Origin of the sequence: Haloferax sp. Atlit-109R, assembly GCF_003665865.1 — an archaeon.
GTDB lineage: Archaea > Halobacteriota > Halobacteria > Halobacteriales > Haloferacaceae > Haloferax > Haloferax volcanii.
Window position 1 is genome coordinate 1,123,511 of record NZ_QPLO01000001.1, and the last position, 17,267, is coordinate 1,140,777.

21 protein-coding genes are annotated in these 17,267 nt (G+C 67.0%); 13 read left to right on the forward strand and 8 right to left on the reverse strand.

Features of this window, described 5'->3' with window-relative positions:
- The first annotated feature begins 73 nt into the window (after positions 1–73).
- The gene (locus tag DVK03_RS05900; RefSeq protein ID WP_004063791.1) at positions 74–1,180 is read left to right on the forward strand and encodes a glycosyltransferase family 4 protein; all 1,107 of its coding nucleotides are present in this window, start codon (positions 74–76) and stop codon (positions 1,178–1,180) included.
- A gap of 27 nt (positions 1,181–1,207) precedes the next feature.
- On the opposite strand, the gene DVK03_RS05905 is transcribed toward DVK03_RS05900, so the two are convergent.
- From DVK03_RS05905 to DVK03_RS05915, 3 genes are all read right to left on the reverse strand, one after another.
- Positions 1,208–1,642, reverse strand: a complete 435-nt coding sequence (locus DVK03_RS05905) for a hypothetical protein (RefSeq protein WP_008573790.1) — start codon at positions 1,640–1,642, stop codon at positions 1,208–1,210.
- A 57-nt stretch (positions 1,643–1,699) separates the two neighbouring features.
- Positions 1,700–2,446, reverse strand: coding sequence for a DUF2797 domain-containing protein (locus DVK03_RS05910; protein WP_115802447.1), 747 nt, complete (start codon positions 2,444–2,446; stop codon positions 1,700–1,702).
- 124 nt (positions 2,447–2,570) lie between these two features.
- Positions 2,571–3,518, reverse strand: coding sequence for an NAD-dependent epimerase/dehydratase family protein (locus DVK03_RS05915; RefSeq protein ID WP_115802448.1), 948 nt, complete (start codon positions 3,516–3,518; stop codon positions 2,571–2,573).
- A 141-nt stretch (positions 3,519–3,659) separates the two neighbouring features.
- Between DVK03_RS05915 and DVK03_RS05920 the strand changes: the two genes are divergently transcribed.
- The 6 genes from DVK03_RS05920 (at position 3,660) to DVK03_RS05945 (ending at position 8,412) form a co-directional block, all read left to right on the forward strand.
- A complete protein-coding gene (locus tag DVK03_RS05920; protein ID WP_115802449.1) occupies positions 3,660–4,202 on the forward strand; it encodes a tRNA (cytidine(56)-2'-O)-methyltransferase in 543 nt (180 codons plus the stop codon).
- A gap of 84 nt (positions 4,203–4,286) precedes the next feature.
- Positions 4,287–4,817, forward strand: a complete 531-nt coding sequence (locus DVK03_RS05925) for a transcription factor (RefSeq protein WP_004043767.1) — start codon at positions 4,287–4,289, stop codon at positions 4,815–4,817.
- Positions 4,818–5,495 (forward strand): DUF2110 family protein, encoded by a 678-nt coding sequence (locus tag DVK03_RS05930; RefSeq protein ID WP_004043766.1) that lies wholly within the window; start codon positions 4,818–4,820, stop codon positions 5,493–5,495.
- A gap of 4 nt (positions 5,496–5,499) precedes the next feature.
- Positions 5,500–6,255, forward strand: a complete 756-nt coding sequence (locus tag DVK03_RS05935) for a DUF5803 family protein (protein WP_004063781.1) — start codon at positions 5,500–5,502, stop codon at positions 6,253–6,255.
- Between the two features lie 102 nt (positions 6,256–6,357).
- Positions 6,358–7,050 (forward strand): molybdopterin-binding protein, encoded by a 693-nt coding sequence (locus DVK03_RS05940; protein ID WP_115802450.1) that lies wholly within the window; start codon positions 6,358–6,360, stop codon positions 7,048–7,050.
- A 297-nt stretch (positions 7,051–7,347) separates the two neighbouring features.
- Positions 7,348–8,412 (forward strand): ATP-NAD kinase family protein, encoded by a 1,065-nt coding sequence (locus DVK03_RS05945; RefSeq protein ID WP_004063777.1) that lies wholly within the window; start codon positions 7,348–7,350, stop codon positions 8,410–8,412.
- A gap of 84 nt (positions 8,413–8,496) precedes the next feature.
- Here the strand turns inward: DVK03_RS05945 and DVK03_RS05950 are convergent, their stop codons facing one another.
- Positions 8,497–8,871 carry a carboxymuconolactone decarboxylase family protein gene (locus DVK03_RS05950; RefSeq protein WP_004063775.1) on the reverse strand — a complete coding sequence of 125 codons (375 nt, stop codon included), beginning with the start codon at positions 8,869–8,871 and terminating at the stop codon, positions 8,497–8,499.
- Between the two features lie 317 nt (positions 8,872–9,188).
- On the opposite strand from DVK03_RS05950, the gene DVK03_RS05955 reads away from it, so the two are divergent.
- Positions 9,189–10,220, forward strand: a complete 1,032-nt coding sequence (locus DVK03_RS05955) for a phosphate uptake regulator PhoU (protein WP_004043760.1) — start codon at positions 9,189–9,191, stop codon at positions 10,218–10,220.
- A 64-nt stretch (positions 10,221–10,284) separates the two neighbouring features.
- On the opposite strand, the gene DVK03_RS05960 is transcribed toward DVK03_RS05955, so the two are convergent.
- Together DVK03_RS05960 and DVK03_RS05965 are read right to left on the reverse strand one after the other, a co-directional pair.
- Positions 10,285–10,728, reverse strand: a complete 444-nt coding sequence (locus DVK03_RS05960) for a hypothetical protein (protein WP_004063773.1) — start codon at positions 10,726–10,728, stop codon at positions 10,285–10,287.
- A gap of 173 nt (positions 10,729–10,901) precedes the next feature.
- The gene (locus DVK03_RS05965) at positions 10,902–12,059 is read right to left on the reverse strand and encodes an LEA type 2 family protein (protein ID WP_006600401.1); all 1,158 of its coding nucleotides are present in this window, start codon (positions 12,057–12,059) and stop codon (positions 10,902–10,904) included.
- Positions 12,060–12,210: 151 nt separating this feature from the next.
- Here DVK03_RS05965 and DVK03_RS05970 point away from each other — a divergent pair, with 151 nt between their 5' ends.
- From DVK03_RS05970 to DVK03_RS05985, 4 genes are all read left to right on the forward strand, one after another.
- Entirely contained in the window at positions 12,211–12,393 is a 183-nt protein-coding gene (locus tag DVK03_RS05970; protein WP_004043756.1) for a hypothetical protein, read from the forward strand.
- 67 nt (positions 12,394–12,460) lie between these two features.
- Positions 12,461–12,685 (forward strand): hypothetical protein, encoded by a 225-nt coding sequence (locus DVK03_RS05975; protein ID WP_004043755.1) that lies wholly within the window; start codon positions 12,461–12,463, stop codon positions 12,683–12,685.
- A gap of 43 nt (positions 12,686–12,728) precedes the next feature.
- Positions 12,729–13,160, forward strand: coding sequence for an SRPBCC family protein (locus DVK03_RS05980; protein WP_004043754.1), 432 nt, complete (start codon positions 12,729–12,731; stop codon positions 13,158–13,160).
- Positions 13,161–13,601: 441 nt separating this feature from the next.
- On the forward strand, positions 13,602–13,919 hold the full coding sequence (locus DVK03_RS05985; RefSeq protein WP_004063769.1) for a hypothetical protein: 318 nt from the start codon (positions 13,602–13,604) through the stop codon (positions 13,917–13,919).
- 63 nt (positions 13,920–13,982) lie between these two features.
- Here the strand turns inward: DVK03_RS05985 and DVK03_RS05990 are convergent, their stop codons facing one another.
- Entirely contained in the window at positions 13,983–15,509 is a 1,527-nt protein-coding gene (locus DVK03_RS05990) for an aldehyde dehydrogenase family protein (protein ID WP_004043752.1), read from the reverse strand.
- A gap of 132 nt (positions 15,510–15,641) precedes the next feature.
- On the opposite strand from DVK03_RS05990, the gene DVK03_RS05995 reads away from it, so the two are divergent.
- Positions 15,642–16,361: a helix-turn-helix domain-containing protein gene (locus tag DVK03_RS05995; protein ID WP_004063766.1), complete on the forward strand. Its 720-nt coding sequence runs from the start codon at positions 15,642–15,644 to the stop codon at positions 16,359–16,361.
- Positions 16,362–16,389: 28 nt separating this feature from the next.
- Here DVK03_RS05995 and DVK03_RS06000 read toward each other — a convergent pair whose 3' ends face one another.
- Entirely contained in the window at positions 16,390–17,229 is an 840-nt protein-coding gene (locus DVK03_RS06000; protein WP_006600400.1) for a proline dehydrogenase family protein, read from the reverse strand.
- Between the last annotated feature and the right edge of the window lie 38 nt (positions 17,230–17,267).

Consider the following 17,267-nt stretch of genomic DNA (forward strand, 5'->3'; position numbering starts at 1 on the left):
GCTGGCACGCTAACACACGACAGTCCAGCGGGAAGTCACAACGGTTTATCCCGTCGGAGTCGCACGAACGGCCATGCAGTCGGTCGCCGCGTTCACGGACACGTACCTGCCGACCGTCAACGGCGTCACCTACACGATTCAGACGTGGCGCGAGCGGTGGCACCGCCGCGGCGGCCGCATGGACGTGGTGTTCCCGGCGGACGACGACTACGACCCGGAACCGGGCGAGTACGGCGTCCGGAGCCTTCCCTTCCCGTTCTACGAGGGGATTCGAATCGGCGCGCCGCGGATTCCGGGAGCCGTCGACGACGTGGATGTCGTCCACGCCCACACCCCGTTCGGCCTCGGACTGGCCGGCCTCCGACTCGCCCGCCGGCGCGACCTCCCGCTCGTGGCGACCTACCACACCCCGACCGGCGAGTACGCCGAGTACCTCAGTTCCGTCGGCGCTATCGAGCGCGGCGTCGAGCGCACCGCCGAACGCTACGAGCGGTGGTTCTTCGACCGCGCCGACGCGGTCATCGTCCCGAGCGAGGACGCCGAGCGCCGCCTGGTCGACGAGGTCGGCGTCGAGGCCGAAATCGTCGTCCTCTCGAACGGCATCGACGTAGAGCGGTTCGAACCCGTCGAGGGCGGCGACTTTCGCCGCCGCTACGACCTCGGTGACGGCCCGCTCATCGGCTACACGGGTCGGCACGGCTACGAGAAGCGCCTCGACGAACTCGTCCGGGCCGCGGCCGACCTCGACGCGACGCTCGTCTTCGGCGGCGACGGGCCCGCACGCGACGAGCTATCCTCCCTCGCCGACGACCTCGGCGTGGACGCTCGTTTCCTCGGCTTCCTCGACCGCGAGGAGCTGCCGGCGTTCTACTCCGCGCTCGACGTGTTCTGCTTCCCGAGCCCGGTCGAGACGCAGGGGCTCGTCGCGCTGGAGGCCAACGCCTGCGGGACGCCCGTCGTCGGCGTCAACGAGGGCGCGCTGGAGGACACCGTCCTCGACGGCGTGACCGGCTATCACTACGAGTCCGGGGATTTGGAGGGCTTCCGCCGCGGGATTCGGCGGGCGCTGGCGGAGCAGGAGGCACTCAGCGCGCGCTGTCTCGACCGCCGCGACGAGGTGAGTGTCGACCGCTCTGTCGACCGACTCGCGGCGCTCTACGACCGATTGGCGTCGAAATAAAACAGCGAGACCGACTGCGAAACCGCGTCAGTCGCGGTCTTCGAGCGCGTCGGCGATGCGTCGCAGTTCGCGGTTCACGTCACGGACCTCGTCGCGGAGCTGTCGGACCTCGCGGACGAGCTGTTCGTCGCTTCCGCTTCCCTTTTCCGGGTCGCGCGGGCCGCTCTGGCCGCCGCCCATACCGCCGGGACCGCCGCCCATGCCGCCGCCGCCCATGCCGCCGGGGCCGCCGCCGCCCATCATGCCGCTCATCATCTGCGCGAAGGGGTTGCCGCCGCCGCCCATGCCGCCGGGACCGCCGCCGCCCATCATCTCTTCGGGGTCGGGGCGCTCGCCCTCTTCGCGCTCTTCCTCGCGGCGCTGTCGAATCTCTTCGACCCGCTCGCGGAACGACTTCTCCTCTTCGCCGTCGTCGCCCTCGTCGGGCGTCTGCGTCTCGTCTGCGGGTTCGTCGTCAGCCATGAGAGCGAATTGGCCGTCCTCCCGGAAAGTGCTGACGGTCTCTGAGAACCGCACCGCTCACCCGAACGCGCCGAGGCTCGACTGGAGGTCGCGGTCCGTCCCGCCGTCGTCGAGTTCGTGGCCGACGAGGTCGCGCAGGTCCACCGCGTAGGCCGTCCCGCGGTGGTCGAGGACGAGCACGCGCCCCTTCACGCCGCGGACGGTCCCCGTGGCGACGGTTTCTGCGACCGGCGAGTCGTCGAGGTCGAGGCCGTAGTCGAACGCGAACGTCTCGATGGGGTCGAACTGGGCGAGGAGGGCGTCCCACGCCGCGGCGTCGACCGACCGGCCGAACCCCTCGATTTTGGTCGGGACGCGGATGCGGTCGGGAATCTCGGTCGCCAGTTCGGCCTCGTACTCGCGGGCGACCCGGCCGTCGGAGAACGTTCGGACGTGGGCCGCGCGGTCCGCGCCCTGCTCGCGCAGGCGGGTGTCGAGTCGCCACTCGCGGGTGACGCCGACCTTGAACGTGTCCGGGGCGAACGCCGCGAGGTAGACCGCGTGGTCCTCGTAGCAGTCCATCTCGTCTTTCAGACACGTCCCGGTACATTTCGCACAGACCCACGTGTGGCGGTGGTCCGAGCAGTACGGCGCGCGGTCGTTGTCGCAGGCGACGTGGCGGTCGTCGTGGATGGTGCCCGCGCAGTGGCGGTCGCCGAGGCGGTAGTCGAGTTCGGTGCCGGGGGCGAGCGCGACCGAGTCGATGCCGTCGCTCGCGCTCACGAGCAGCGCGGGGGTTCCGGTATCGTAGCCGACGACCTGCACGCTCCGGGGTAGGGAGTCGCGGTAGAAAGGTGGCTCGCTCCGGGGGCGGGTTTCGGGGTCGCCCCGGGCGTCGGCCGCGATTGTCGGTGTCGGTGTCGGTCGCGGCTGTGAGCGTCGGCAGCCGTTATTCGTATTCGGCGCGAAGCTCCTCGGCGAGTTCCTCGGCGGCGCGGCGGACGGCCTCGTCGCTCGACCCGTCGGGCTCCCAGCCGAGCGCCGAGAGTTTCTCGATAGAGAGGCGCATCTTCGGCACGTCGCCGGTCCAGCCGCGGTCGCCGCCGGTGTACTCGAACTCGGGGTCGAGGTCCAGCACGTCGGCGACGATGTTGGCGATGGTCGTCACGGAGGTCGTCGTCCGCGTGCCGAGGTTGTAGACGTTGTAGTCGCGGTCGGCGTGTTCGACGACGTGACACATCGCGTCGATGCAGTCCTCGACGTGGAGGTAGGACTTCTCCTGTCGGCCGTCACCGAGGATTTCGAGCGTCTCGGGGTCTTCGAGGAGCTTCTCGATGAAGTCCGGGATGACGTTGCCGCGCTGGTTCGGGCCGACGATGTTGGCGAAGCGGTACATGTAGACCGTGAAGTCGTAGGAGTGGGCGAACGTCGAAAGCAGGCCCTCGTCGGCGAGCTTGGAGGAGCCGTAGATGCTGATGGGTTCGAGGGGGGCGTAGTCCTCGGGCGTCGGTCGCGGGGCCTCGCCGTAGATGGTCGACGAGGAGGTGAAGGCGATATCCGACACGCCGACCTCCTGCATCCGTTCGAGGACGTTGTACGTCATCTCGGTGTTCTCCTCGAACAGCTGTCGGGGGTTGCCGTAGTTCGTGTCCGTGTAGGCCGCGAAGTGGAAGACGATATCGAGGTCCTCGGTGACGGCCTCGGAGACGTCATCCGGGTCGGTCATGTCGGCCTGTACGAACTCGACGCCGTCGGGGACCCGCTCCCGAGCGCCTTTCGAGAGGTCGTCGGCGACGACGACGTGGTTGTCCTCGGAGAGGTGTGCGGCGAGGTGAGAGCCGACGAGTCCCGCGCCCCCGGTCACGAGGACGCGCTTGTCGGAGAGTTCCAGCGACATGGCACAGATGATTCGGCCGAGTGATAAGTCCGTTTCCCCTCGGGACCGCGGTCGGGCGTCGGTGACGCCCATCAACCCGTCCCCGGCGACCGCCGCCCGCGTTCCGAAAGCACCACTTTCCCCCGCCGTCTTCGGAGAGACATGCACAACGAACCCGAGGTCGCCGTCCTCCGGTACGGACACCGACCGGGGCGCGACGACCGGATGACGACGCACGTCGGCCTGACGGCCCGCGCGCTCGGTGCTGACCGGGTCATCCTCCCGGACAACGCCGGCCATTCGATGGAGACGGTCGAGGACATCACGGGCCGGTTCGGCGGCCCCTTCGAGGTCGAACTCACCGAGGCGCTCAACGGCGTCATCCGCAACTGGGAGGGAACGGTCGTCCATCTCACGATGTACGGCGAGCGCGTTCAGGACGTTGAAGCCGACATCCGCGAGGCGCACGCCGAGGAACCGCTCCTCGTCGTCGTCGGCGGGGAGAAAGTCCCCTTCGAGGTGTACGAGGGGGCGGACTGGAACGTCGGCGTCACGAACCAGCCGCACTCGGAGGTCGCCGGCCTCGCGGTGTTCCTCGACCGCCTGTTCGACGGGCGCGAACTCGACCGCGAGTGGGAGGACGCAGAAAACCGGGTGGTTCCGATGGCGACGGGCAAGAAAGTCGTCCCGGCCGACGAGGAGTAATCGGAGCGTCGGCGCGCCCGCTTGCGGTTCTCCGCTGCCCGGGAGTAATAAGACTTAATGGCGTTCCTGACGCCATTTCGCACAATGGCTTTTGAGGAGTTACTGAACGACCCTGTTATCCAGAAGTACCTCCACGAGTTGGTCGGGCCAACCGGGATGCCGGTCGCGGCGGCACCCCCGGACGGCGAGGTCACCGACGAGGAACTCGCCGAGGAACTGCGGCTCGAACTCAACGACGTGCGCCGCGCGCTGTTTATTCTCTACGAGAACGACCTCGCGTCGTACCGCCGCGTCCGCGACGAGGACTCCGGCTGGCTCACCTACCTCTGGACCTTCCACTACGAGAACATCCCCGAGAACCTCGAAGAGGAGATGTACCGCCTCCTCGACGCGCTCGAAGAGCGCCTCGACTACGAGCGCAACCACGAGTTCTACCTCTCGGAACCCGCCGGCATCCGCTTCGAGTTCTCCGAGGCGATGGAACACGGCTTCCAGTGCCCCGAGACGGGCGCGCAGCTCGAACCGATGGACAACGACGACCTCGTCGACGCGATGGAGCGACGCATCGAGGAGCTTCGCGACGAGCTCAACGTCGAAGTGACGGGGACGAACTGAATGGTCGTTCTCGCAACGAAGTGCTACATCGACGGTGACGCCCGCGAGCGGGCGCTCGACAGCCTCACGTCGCTCGTCGCCAACGACATCGGCGACCTCGACGTGACGTACGACATCGGCGTCCGCGACGACGGTTTCATCTCCGTGACGGTCTCCGGCGACGACGAGACGGTCGCGCGGAACGTCCTCCGCGAGGAGTGGGGCGAGGTCACGCCGCATCTGTCGGCCGGCGAGACCTACGTCGGCACCCTCGAACACTGGGACGACGACGGCTTCGTCCTCGACGCGGGCATCGAGGTGCGCATCCCGACCGAGGAACTCGGCCTCGGCCGCGGCTCCGCGACCCAGATTCGCGACCGCTTCGGTCTCGTCCAGCATATGCCGCTGACGTTCGTCTACGGCGGCGACGAGGGGCCCTCGCGGCTGGCCGACGAGCAGGTCGACCGCCTCTACGACTGGACCCGCGGGAGCGGTCGCGTCAACGTCAACAGCGCGACCCGCGGCGAGGTCCGCGCGACGGTCAACCGCGCCGGCCACGCGAAGGACATCGTGACCGTCGAGCGCCTCGGCCTGCTCGAACAGAGCATCGTCTGCCGGGACGAGACCGACCCGCCGGGGCTCCTTGCCAGCATCGGCTCGTACCTGCCGGCGGAGCTGAAGTGCGTCATCGGCCAGTAAGACGATGAACAGGCGACTCCTCGTCGGTATCGCCGCGCTCGCCCTCCTCCTCGTGACCGCCGGGTGTCTCGGCGGCACCTCCAGCGTCTCGAACGACCGGCTCGACGCCGCGCCCGACGGCGACTACGCGTGGACCGCCGAGACTGATGCGCACATCACGGTGCAGGACAACGGCCGGTTCCGCGCGGTCTACGAGGTCAACAGCTCCTCGGTCGAGCTCTACCGGTTCGACGGCTTCGGCAGTCGGACGCCGCTTTCGGTCGAGGCGGTCCGCTACCGCTACGACAACGGGACCGTCCTCAACGGGACCGAACTGAAGGCCCGCGGCGGCGACGTGACGCAGAACGACCGCATCACGAACGTCACGCTCCCCGAGGACGCCGGACGCGACGGAAAGCTCGCGTTTAGCTCGTCCTCGACGCCGAAGCGGTTCTCGCTGCCCGTCTTCGTCGAGGGGAGCTACGAGGTCGTCCTGCCCGCGGACCGCCGCGTCGACTTCCCGATATTCGGGTCGGTCCGGCCGTCGGGCTACGACACCGAAGTCGTCGACGACCGGCTTCACATCCGGTGGGACGAAGTGACCGATGGGAACGTCGTCGTGCAGTTCTACCTCCAGCGCGACCTCGGTATCTTCGCGGCCGTCGCGGCCGTCTCGGTGCTGGTCGGCGGCGCGGGGATACTCTACTACCGCCGGCAGATTCGGGCGCTCCGCGACCGCAGACAGGAACTCGGCTTGGACGTGGAAGACGACGACCGCTGACGAACGACGACCGCCGACGGACGACTGAGCCGCGGTATCGCCCGGCCGACCCGGTTCGCCGGTGTGAACGCTTTTTTGCCTCGCAGCGCGCTACCTCGGGGTATGCAAGTCGCCGTGGTCACCGTCGGGGACGAACTCCTCGCCGGCGACACCGTCAACACGAACGCCGCGTGGCTCTGCGAGGAACTGACGGCGCGAGGCGTCTCCGTCGAGCGCGTGACGACGGTCCCCGACCGCGTCGCCGACATCGCCCGCGTCGTCAACGAGTACCACGCCGAGTACGACGCCGTCGTCGTCACCGGCGGACTGGGGCCGACGCACGACGACGTGACGATGGAGAGCGTCGCGGCCGCGTTCGGGCGCTCGCTGGAGCGGCACGCCGACGCCGAGGAGTGGCTGGAGACCAACGGCGGCTACTCCGCGGCGGACCTCGTGGAGGGGACGACCGACCTCCCCGCGGGGTCGCGGATGCTCCCGAACGACGAGGGCGTCGCGCCCGGCGCGGTCGTCGGCTCGGTGTACGTGCTCCCCGGCGTCCCCGGTGAGATGAAAGCCATGTTCGCCCGCGTCGCCGACGAGTTCGCCGGCGAGCGGACCCACGTCCGGTTCGTCCACACCTCGGAGCCCGAAAGCTCGCTCATCGAGCGGTTCGAGGCCGTCCAATCGGCGTTCGACGTGACCGTCGGGAGCTACCCCGGCGACCACGTCAGAATCAAACTCGCCGGAGCCGACGAGGAGACGGTCGAATCGGCGGCCGCGTGGCTCGAAGCGCGAGTCGACCTGTACGAAGAGTAGGGTCGGCCGGCCGACGGGTCAGCGCTGGAGGTACCAGAGCCACCCGGCGGTCATGAGGATACCCACGAGAAGCACGGTCGCGGCCGTCTCCGAGGTCGGCAACACCTGCTCGCTGGCTGATAGCGGAATCATAGGTGACAGTTCCCACGTCCGGTTCTTAAACGGTGAGGTTCTGGCGACAGTTGTCGCGGCGTGAGCGTCAGCGAACCCGTGGGGGCGCGACCCAGTCGCCTCTCGCCGGCTCCCCTCTCGCCGGCTACCGCGTCGCTTTTCCCCGGGGCGCGGGTTCGTTCAGTCATGCGAATCGGTGTCGTCGTCAACCCCGTCGCGGGGATGGGCGGCCGGGTCGGCCTGAAGGGAACCGACGGGAAAGTCGCGGAGGCCAGAGCGCGCGGCGCGGAGCCGCGGTCGCCCGAGCGGGCGCGACGGGCGCTCTCTCGGCTCTTCGAGGCCGCCCCCGAGGCGGAACTGCTCGCGTGGGGCGGCGAGATGGGCGCGGCCGCCGCCCGAGACGCCGGCTTCGACCCCGAGGTGCTCGGCGAGCCGTCCGGCGACGAGACGAGTGCGGCCGACACCGTCGCCGCCGCCGAGGCGTTCGTCGACGCCGACGCGGACCTCGTGTTGTTCGTCGGCGGCGACGGCACCGCGGCGGACGTGGCCGAGGCGCTCGACGGGACCGACGTGCCGATGCTGGGCGTCCCCGCGGGCGTGAAAGTCTACTCCTCCGTGTTCGCCGTCTCGCCCGAGGACGCCGCCCACGTCGTCACCTCGTTCGAGCGGACCGAGGCCCGCGAGGTCATGGACATCGACGAGGACGACTACCGCGACGGCGAGGTCAGGCCGGAGCTTCGGGCGGTCGCGCACGTCCCCGTCGCGGAGGACCTCCAGTCGTCGAAACAGACCGGCGGCGGCACCGTCGAGTCGCTCGCCGCGGGCGTCGCTGACGACATCCGCTCGACCGAAGGCGTCACCTACGTCCTCGGTCCCGGAAGCACCGTCGGCGCGGTGAAAGCCGAGTTGGGAATCGACGGCTCGCCGCTCGGCGTCGACGTCTACCGCGACGGCGAGGTGCTCGCCCGCGACGCGACGGAGGCCGAGATTCTGGCGAACCTCGGCGCGGAGAACGTCATCGTCGTCACGCCCATCGGCGGGCAGGGATTCGTCTTCGGTCGCGGCAACCCCCAACTCTCGCCGGCCGTGATTCGACGCTGTGACGTGTCGGTCGTCGCCTCGCGGTCGAAACTCGACGGGATTCCCGTCCTCCGGGTCGACACCGACGACCCCGACCTCGACGCGGACCTCCGCGGGTGGACGAAAGTCCGCGTGGGTCGCGTCGAGCGCCGGATGATGAAAATCGAGTGAGCGGCGCACGTCGGATGCGGCCGACTCGGCGCAACGCGCCACCACAGAAAAATCGAGGAGAGGCCGCTCCAGTCGGCCGTCTCGTCAGTCGTCCGCCGGTGCCTGTTGTTTCGTGATGTACTCGACGATTTCGTCCGTTTCGGCCTTGAACCCGTCGAGGTCGGTCTCGTTCCCGTGGAGCACCGTCGAGAAGTACTTCGTGTCGGCGGCGAGGTTGACTGCCTCCCTGAGTTCCTCGTCCGTGACGCCGCTCAACCGCGCTTCCTCGGTGTGGAAGTAGATACAGTACGGACAGTTAACCGCGGCCGCGACGCCGACGCCGATGAGCGCCTTCTCCCGCCCGGACAGTTCGGTGTCTTCTCCCAGATTGAGGTCGCGGAAGAGCCCCCAACTGTGTTCGCTCGCCGGTTCTGCCAAGTCCTCCATCCAACTCGGGACCTGACCGAGCATTCCCTCCATCTCTTGTCGTGTGGCTTTCGATACCATCTCTCTTCCCGTACCTCCGCAGTCCCGTCGCTATGGAGGCGCTTATTACGAGGTTCCGGAGCAGTAAAGTTATGAACAGTCTGGAAAATCATAATCTGCCCGTATCGACGACGTTCCGGGGAAATTCGGGGTTAATACGCCGGTGCACGGGACGGTCAGCCATTTCCATCCCGGCCGCTCGACGTAGATGATTTAATATTCGGAATCGTGTGCAATGAGAACCACTACCCATTATTCACACGGGGTGTAATATAGTGAGATTTAAGGTCATTGGATGGGTTCTGACTGGCATGGAAACCCGGAAAGTCCAGCGTCTCGGTCCCTCCACGCTGGCGATGACGCTTCCAGCGGAGTGGGCCAAGGAACACAACGTCGAGAAGGGCGACGAGGTGACGATTCGAACGAGCGGCAAGGGAACGCTGACGGTTCTCCCCGAATCGGTCAACACCGAAGATTCGAAGGCGACGATTCGCGCCGACAGTCTGAACGCGGAGGCGCTCGAACGCGCCATCGTGGCGCAGTACGTCCTCGGGCGACGCGTCATCCACATCGAGAAAAGCGAGGGCGCGCTCGACTCGGACCACATCAACGCCGTCTACAAAGCCGAGACCCAGCTCATGGGCCTCGGCGTCATCGAGGAGACCCCCGAGCGAATCGCGATTCGCTGTTCGGTCGATGCGGAGGACTTCACCCTCAACAACCTGCTCGAACGCCTCGAAAACACGGGCAGCACGATGCGCGGCGAGGCCGTCAAGGCGCTCGCCCACGGCAACCCCGACCTCGCCCAGCGGGCGCTCAACCGCGAGCGGCAGGCGAACAAGATTTTCGTCCTCCTGCTCCGGCTCATCTTCACGTCCTACCAGAACCCCAACCTCGCGCGGGCGGTCGGCCTCGATTCGGGCTTCCCGCTCATCGGCTACCGCTCGGTGGCGAAGAACCTCGAACTGACCGCCGACAACGCCGAGGACATCGCCAACATCGTCATGGACGCCGAGGGCCACACCATCGACGTCGACCAGTCGACGATGCGGCGCATCCGCGAGTTCACGGACCACGTCGACGAGATTACGACGACCGCGGTGCGGGCCGTCGTCGAGCGCGACTACGACCTCACAATCGAGTGCCGAGAGCTGTTCCGCGAGATTAGCGACCGCGAGCGCGACATCCTCAACGACCTCCCGGAGATGGAAAACCAGAAGCTCCTCCAGATTCGCGAGGTGCTGGTGAGCCTCCAGCAGACCGCGCAGTACGCGATGCGGAACGCCGAAATCGCGTCGAACCTCGCGCTCAACGAGGAGTCGGACCACGTCACGATAGACTGAGGCTGCGGAACCGAAGTCGGGAGAGAAGGCGGGTCGCGGTCGGCGCGCCGTCGTACCGCCGCGCTCAGTCGGCGATGACTTCCATCGCCTCGCCGTTTTCGGTCTCGGACGACTCTTTTTCGCCCGTCAGCGGGTTCCGACTGGCGATGCGGCAGTCGAACCCGGGATGCTCGCCGAAGTGCCGGAGTATCATGTGGCGGCGCGACCCGGTGATGCCGGTGCGACCGATGTCCTCGGCGGTGAAGCGCTCGGGCAGGCGGTCGTACAGGCGGCGCAGCTCGTCGAAACTGGTGAACACCTTCGCGTTGCCGGTGGAGTCCGCGCCGCGGCGGGAGACGACGTAGCTCCCGTCCCGGCGGTACTCGCCGGCCGTGCGGAAGAACTCCCGTTTCTCGGTCAGCGCCGAGCCGATGGCCTCCTGCAAGTCGGCGGCGGCGTCTCGGGACAGTTCACAGGACTGGTCGCCAAAGGAGACGACGATGGTTTCGTCGTCGCTCTCGACGGACACAGGGTTCTCATTACGGGAGAAGAACTCGATCAGGAGCGTGGGTACTCCGTGTCATATCATCGACTATCGTAGCCGAGGGTAAAGAGTTATCGGCTGAGTCAGGATTCACCGACGATTCTTCGATAGACGCCGGCGGTCGAACGGCCTCCGACGCCGCGTCTGACGCGGGACTGTTACAGGAGGCCGTCGTCGGTGGTCGTGGTCCCGTCGTCTGACGAGGGCGTCGTCGCGGTCGTGGTCGCTGTCGAAGTCGTGGTTGCTGTCGAAGTCGTGGTTGCCGTCGAAGTCGCGGTCTCGGACTCGGCCGTCTCGGTCGCCTCGGTTGTCTCGGCCGTCTCCGTCGCCGTGGGTTCGTCCGTCGTCTCGCTTCCGTCAGACGCCGCCTTGTTCCCGAAGATGTCCGTCTCGAACGTCTTCTCGTAGGTCAGCGGGTCGAGGGGGACGCGAAGCGTCGTGCCGCCGGCGTCGAGGTTCGCGTAGAAGTCGATGCGCAGGTCGGTCGTCTGGTCGCGTTCGAGATGCGTGACCCACCACTCGTCGAGCCTGTCGTTCTGGATGTGGGTCGTCGCCTCGATGGTCTCCGTCGACCGCGGAGGGATGACGTACTCGGAGTTCGTGGTCCCCTCGCCCACGGCCACGTCGTTCATGGAGATGTCGTAGCCGAGTTCGGAGACCGCAATCGGGTACGGCTTGGGGTTGTGGACGACGAACGTGAGTTCGAGCGCCGTGCGCTCGTCCGTGGATTCGCCCCACTCGGCTCTCGTCTCGTTGACGTACAACACGGGGTCGGAGACGACCGGCGACTCCGCGTTTATCTCGCGGGTCTCCGTGGAGTTGAACGCCGACAGGAGGTCGGTGTCGATGCTCCGGGTAATCTCGGGCGCTTCGAAGGTCCGGCCGAGCGTCTCCGAGGAGACGGTGGCGTTCACGGCGAGGTCGGTGTGCTCGCCGTTCTGGACGTGCGAGACCCACCACTCGGGGATGCGCTCGTTTTCGAGCGTCGTCCGAAGCGGGACTGCCGTGGTCCCCTGCCCGACAGAGACGCCTTCCTTCTCGCCGGTCGCCATCCGAATCCCGTTCATCTCGACGCCGTAGTCGACGGCGAGCCCGGAGAGGTTCGCTGAAAGCGGGTTCGGGTTCGAGACGTACAGGTCGGTCTCGATGACCGTCGCCGTCTCGTTGACGCCGCCGAACCGGTTGTCGACTCGGTCGACGCTCGGCGCGCCGATTATTCCGGCCGCGAACGCCGCGCCGACGACGGCCGCGACGAGCACCAGCGCGACGAGCGCGATACGGAGTTTACCGCCGAACAGCGCGGATGTCAGTCCCATCTTGTGGACACACGAGACTGGTGGTACATATGTCGAACGGCCGAGCGCGACGGCGGTTCGCGGGACCGTCCCGCACGCCTCGACCCCGACACGTCACCCCACGGCAGGCGGTGTCGAATGAACTAAGTGCGCACCCGCGAAGGTCGGAAACATGGAAACCAAGACGGTGCAATCCGACAAGTCCATCGGCTTTGCGGCGTTGTTCGGCGTACTCACGCTCGTCGGCGCAGGGCTGATGGTCGCCGGACCGGACCAGTTGACGAAGGCGCTCGGGTTCATGGTCGCGATTATCGCGGCCTCGCTGGCGGTCTGCGGCGCGCACCTGTTCCAGTAACGTTGAGTATCAACGCTGAGGAACACGGGTAACCGTTAATAACGCCCATTCCCTAGACGGTCCGAGGATGACTGAGTACACCGACGAGGAACAACGCATTCTCGCCTATCTCCGCGACAGCGTCAGCCGCGGCGAGGGCTACTTCCGGGCGAAGAACATCGCCGAAGCCATCGGTCTCACCGCGAAGCAGGTCGGGTCCCGTCTGCCGCGGCTGGCCGAGAAGTCCGAAGACGTCGAAATCGAGAAGTGGGGACGCGCCCGCTCGACGACGTGGCGCGTCACCCGAAGCTGAGGCGATTCCACGGATTTTTACTGTGGAGGTGTGATGGTATCTCATGACCGTCCGCGTGAAACGAACGTTCGAGTTCGACGCTCCCGGCGAGCGCGTCTGGGAGTTCATCGCCGACCCGGCCAAGCGAGCGGGGGCTATCAGCGTCGTCGACCGCTTCGACGTGTCCGACGACGGCCGCCACGCGACGTGGTATCTCGAACTCCCGATTCCGCTCGTCCGTTCGACGGTGACAGTCGAGACGGAAGACATCGAAGTCGACGAGCCGACCCACGTCAAGTTCGTCGGTAAGTCGCGGGTGATGCGGGTGACGGGCGAACACACTATCGAGGAACACGACGGCGGCAGCCGCCTCGTCAACGAGTTCACCGTCGACGGCCGACTGCCGGGCGTCGAGGCGTTCTTCGAGCGCAACCTCGACCGCGAACTCGACAACCTCGAAACGGAGCTCCGACGCGAGTTCGAAGCGACCGCGTAACGCCGGCGACGACCGTCGACGCTCGGTGAGACAGGGCGAGAAACCGCGAGAGCCGTGCGCTCACGGGGTATGAGAACGGCTGTTGCGGTGGCTTTATACATCGTGGCTCCTAAGCGAAAGTCGCCGACGCAATAGGCGCTTTTCTCGCCAGTCGTCGGCGACTCCACATCCGCCGCACCCGCCGCAACGTTTCGGGGTCCGTTGCGGCATCCGAAACGACGTGGCCACGTCGTTTCCCGCCCCCAAGCCCGGTGGGGGCAACTCCCCTCGTCTCACTTCGCCAACTGGTGACGCGAGATTCGGCGGGAGGCGCATTCGCCTCCGCCTTTTGACGACCGCTTCGCTCCGAGCCACGGCGTCGCCGCGCCTCGGCGGCGACCCCCCGACCGCCCGACAGTCCGAGAGCGCACGCTTCTTTCCCCCGGCCCTCGTGGAGCCACCATGACCGAGACGATTCGAGGCGACGTGCTGCACGCCATTCCACCGGACGAACTCGACGACGAGGACCTGTCGCCCGAACTCCGGGCGCTGGCCGACTCGCGTCACGTACTCGTCGTTCGGAAGGGCGGCCATCCCTCGATGCTCGACCTCGTCTGGGCGTTCGTCCGCCGCGACCCAATCGAGGCCGTGACCGTCGTGACCGACCGCCCCGCCGAGGAGGACGAGGAAGTGGCGCTGACCGTCGAGGAGACGGGGATGCCCGGCGTCTACGTCGCGGCCGGCGCTCACGGGGAGGCTGAATCGACCGACGGACACTGAAAACAGCGGACGGAAAAAGCAGGACTGCTGCGGGGCCGTGACGCGGTGACCGGCCGGACGACTTCAGTCGTCTTGCTTGGTCTTGATGTCCGCCGAGAGGCCCTGTGCCATGCGAATCTCTTTGGAGTTGTTGAGCGTCCACGCGGTGCGCTCGGTGACGGCCTCGATGATTTCGCGGGCCGAGGGGTAGCCGTTGCCGGACTTCTTCACGCCGCCGAACGGGAGGTGGACCTCCGCGCCGATACACGGGAGGTTGCCGTAGGCGAGGCCGACCTCGGCGTGGTCGCGGAAGTAGTTTATCTGGCGGTAGTCCTCGGAGATGACGGCACCGGCCAGCCCGTAGTCGGTGTCGTTCTGAATCTCGACGGCGTCCTCGATGTCGCCGGAGTACTTCAGCAGGGCGACGTGGGGGCCGAACACCTCCTCGTGGGTGCAGCGGAGGTCGTCGTGGGGGTCGGCCTCGTAGACGAACGGCCCGACCCAGTGGCCGTCTTCGTGGCCCTCGGGAATCTCGTCGGCGTCGAGTTCGGTGCGGTCGACGAGGACGTTCACGCCCTCCGTCTCCGCGAGTTCGTTGTAGTTCGTGACCTTCTCCTTGTGGCCCTCCTCGATGAGGGGGCCCATGAACGTGTCCTCGCGGAGCGGGTCGCCCACGGAGACGTTCTTCGCGTTCTCGACGAAGCGCTCCTTGAACTCGTCGTACACGTCCTCGTGGACGACGATGCGCTCGGAGGAGACACAGCGCTGGCCGGTGGTCTTGAACGACGACATCGTCGCGGAGTGGACCGCGATGTCGAGGTCCGCCTTCTCCGTGATGACGATGTTGTTCTTGCCGCCCATCTCGCACGCGGCGAGTTTGCCGGGCTGTTGGGCGACCTTGCTCGCGACCTCGTGGCCGACCTCGGCGGAGCCCGTGAACAGCACGGAGTCGACGCGCTCGTCGTCGACGATGCTCGCGCCGGCGTCACCGAAGCCCTGTACCATGTTGAACACGCCGTCGGGGATGCCGGCGTCCTCGAACATCTCGGCGATAATCTGCCCGCACCACGGCGTCTGCTCGGCGGGCTTCCAGACGACGGTGTTGCCCTCGACGAGCGCGACGGCCATGTGCCAGAAGGGGATGGCGACGGGGAAGTTCCACGGGGTGATACAGCCGACGACGCCGCGGGGCTTGCGGCGCATGTAGGCGTCCTTCGCGGGAATCTCGGAGGGGACCACGTCGCCTTTGGGGTGGCGGGCGTCGCCCGCGGCCCACTCGACCATGTGGTACGCCTCGATGACGTCGGCGCGGCCCTCGGAAATCTCTTTGCCGCACTCTTTGGTGACGATTTCCGCGAGTTCCTCCGTGCGGTCGCGCAGTTCGTGGTAGATGTCCCAGAGGTACTCCGCGCGGTCGATGTGGGAGAGTTCGCGCCACTCCTCGTACGCCTCGTCGGCCGCGGCGGCCGCCGCGTCGATGTCCTCGGGCGTGCCGCGTCGGAACGTCCCCAGCGACTCGCCCGTCGCGGGGTTCGCGCTCTCGAACGTCTCGTCGCCGGTGCCGTCCGTCCACTCGCCGTCGATGTAGTGCTGATATTCGTCCTGCGCCATATGACTCTAGACTCACAACTAGGATTAATAACCCCGGACCCTCCCATGGAAGGGGCGCGCCCGAACCGACGCATCACCGCGACGCCGAGTGACCACAGATAACATCTTACGTAACGACGTATTACCCGGTGTATGAGCGAGCGCACGGCAGGTGAAGGCACGCGCCTTACGCTCGACCTGTGGCATCCGAACTGCTGGGCGATAGAATCGACGAGCGAATACGACGGCGGCATCCTCGCACACGCCATCTACGACGCTCCCGCCGCGGGCGTCGAGCGGTCGAACGGGCTGTTCACCGCCTACGGCGAGTCGCTCGACGAGGTCGAGACGCTCCTCGACGCCATCGCCGACTCGGAGCTCACGGGCGAGGTGTTGGAACTGCAAGAGCGGTTCGACTCCCGCGGGAAGCACGTCGCGCCCGGCCCGGTCGCCCGCGAGTTCTTCTTGGAGTACGACCCGAGCGACATGATGTGTCCGGAGCTGCTCAAGCAGGGCTTCGTCCACAGCGCCCCCACGCAGATAGAAAACGGCCGCGAGCGGTGGGAAGTCTGGTTCGCCGGCGCGCGCGAGGAGATACAGCCCCGCATCGAGACCGTCATGGACGAGACCGGCGCGGAGATTCGCGTCGCCTCCATCTCCACGTCCGAGGGTGCGGAACCGGAGCGCAGTCGGCGGCTCGACACCCTCACCCGGAGCCAGCGGGAGGCGTTCGAACTCGCGCGCGAAGAAGGCTACTACCGCTGGCCTCGCGAGGTGTCGACCCGCGAACTCGCCGCCGAGATGGACATCTCGAAGACGACGCTGCTCGAACACCTGCGCAAAGCGGAGTCGAAACTGCTCGACCCGCAGTAGCGCGGGACGATTGGGTGTCCGTCCCGGCTCAGATACCGGCGACGGCGCGGAGCGCGAACAGCGCGTTCGACTTCCGCTCGCGGACGCGCCGGTAGAAGTAGGAGAACCATTTGTCCCCGTAGGGGACGTACTGCCACGTCTCGATGCCGGCGTCCGCGAGGTCGCGCTGACCGTCCTCGCGCACGCCCATGAGCATCTGCACCTCGTAGGGCGTCCCGTACTGTTCGTGGAGGCGGCGGGCGTGCGCAATCATGTGCGGGTCGTGGCTGCCGACCGCGATGCCGTCGTCGAACTCGGTGAACATCTGTTCGAGGAGGTCCCTGTACACCCCGTCCACCTTCGACTTCTCCTTGTACGCGATGGACGCCGGCTCGTTGTACGCGCCCTTGACGAGGCGGACCTTGCCGGGTACCTCCGCGAGGCGTTCGAGGTCGTCGCGCGTGCGTTTCAGGTTCGCCTGCACGCAGACGCCGACGTTCCCGCCCGTCCGGTGGCCCAAGTCGTCGACGGCGTCGAGGGTCACGTCGGTCGTCTCGTGGTCCTCCATGTCGACCCAGACGAACACGCCTTCGGCGTCCGCGGCGTCGACGATGCGGTCGAGGTTCTCCCGGAACGCGCGGTCGCTGATGTCGAGACCGATCTGCGAAGGCTTCACCGAGACGCAGCCATCGAGGTCCGTCGCGCCCAGTTGGCGGACGAGGTCGACGTACGCGTCGGCGTCGGCGTCGGCGGCCGTCCGGTCGGTGTAGTGCTCGCCGAGCAGGTTCAGTATCCCCGCGATGCCGTCGCGGTTCAGCGACTCGACGTGCGAGACCGCTCCGTCGGCCGTCTCGCCCGCCACGAAGTTGTTCGCGATGGGGGGTATCACGACCCGCTATTGTGAGACACGTACCCTAAAGAGAGACC

What these genes read in the sequence shown, in the direction of transcription:
- DVK03_RS05905 (WP_008573790.1), bottom strand. Translation starts at nt 1,642, where the DNA reads ATGGCTGACGACGAACCCGCAGACGAGACGCAGACGCCCGACGAGGGC.
- DVK03_RS05970 (WP_004043756.1), top strand. Translation starts at nt 12,211, where the DNA reads ATGGAAACCAAGACGGTGCAATCCGACAAGTCCATCGGCTTTGCGGCG.
- DVK03_RS05925 (WP_004043767.1), top strand. Translation starts at nt 4,287, where the DNA reads ATGGCTTTTGAGGAGTTACTGAACGACCCTGTTATCCAGAAGTACCTC.
- DVK03_RS05995 (WP_004063766.1), top strand. Translation starts at nt 15,642, where the DNA reads ATGAGCGAGCGCACGGCAGGTGAAGGCACGCGCCTTACGCTCGACCTG.
- DVK03_RS05975 (WP_004043755.1), top strand. Translation starts at nt 12,461, where the DNA reads ATGACTGAGTACACCGACGAGGAACAACGCATTCTCGCCTATCTCCGC.
- DVK03_RS05930 (WP_004043766.1), top strand. Translation starts at nt 4,818, where the DNA reads ATGGTCGTTCTCGCAACGAAGTGCTACATCGACGGTGACGCCCGCGAG.
- DVK03_RS05940 (WP_115802450.1), top strand. Translation starts at nt 6,358, where the DNA reads ATGCAAGTCGCCGTGGTCACCGTCGGGGACGAACTCCTCGCCGGCGAC.
- DVK03_RS05920 (WP_115802449.1), top strand. Translation starts at nt 3,660, where the DNA reads ATGCACAACGAACCCGAGGTCGCCGTCCTCCGGTACGGACACCGACCG.
- DVK03_RS05950 (WP_004063775.1), bottom strand. Translation starts at nt 8,871, where the DNA reads ATGGAGGGAATGCTCGGTCAGGTCCCGAGTTGGATGGAGGACTTGGCA.
- DVK03_RS05990 (WP_004043752.1), bottom strand. Translation starts at nt 15,509, where the DNA reads ATGGCGCAGGACGAATATCAGCACTACATCGACGGCGAGTGGACGGAC.
- DVK03_RS05945 (WP_004063777.1), top strand. Translation starts at nt 7,348, where the DNA reads ATGCGAATCGGTGTCGTCGTCAACCCCGTCGCGGGGATGGGCGGCCGG.
- DVK03_RS05980 (WP_004043754.1), top strand. Translation starts at nt 12,729, where the DNA reads ATGACCGTCCGCGTGAAACGAACGTTCGAGTTCGACGCTCCCGGCGAG.
- DVK03_RS05985 (WP_004063769.1), top strand. Translation starts at nt 13,602, where the DNA reads ATGACCGAGACGATTCGAGGCGACGTGCTGCACGCCATTCCACCGGAC.
- DVK03_RS05955 (WP_004043760.1), top strand. Translation starts at nt 9,189, where the DNA reads ATGGAAACCCGGAAAGTCCAGCGTCTCGGTCCCTCCACGCTGGCGATG.
- DVK03_RS05915 (WP_115802448.1), bottom strand. Translation starts at nt 3,518, where the DNA reads ATGTCGCTGGAACTCTCCGACAAGCGCGTCCTCGTGACCGGGGGCGCG.
- DVK03_RS05935 (WP_004063781.1), top strand. Translation starts at nt 5,500, where the DNA reads ATGAACAGGCGACTCCTCGTCGGTATCGCCGCGCTCGCCCTCCTCCTC.
- DVK03_RS05965 (WP_006600401.1), bottom strand. Translation starts at nt 12,059, where the DNA reads ATGGGACTGACATCCGCGCTGTTCGGCGGTAAACTCCGTATCGCGCTC.
- DVK03_RS05900 (WP_004063791.1), top strand. Translation starts at nt 74, where the DNA reads ATGCAGTCGGTCGCCGCGTTCACGGACACGTACCTGCCGACCGTCAAC.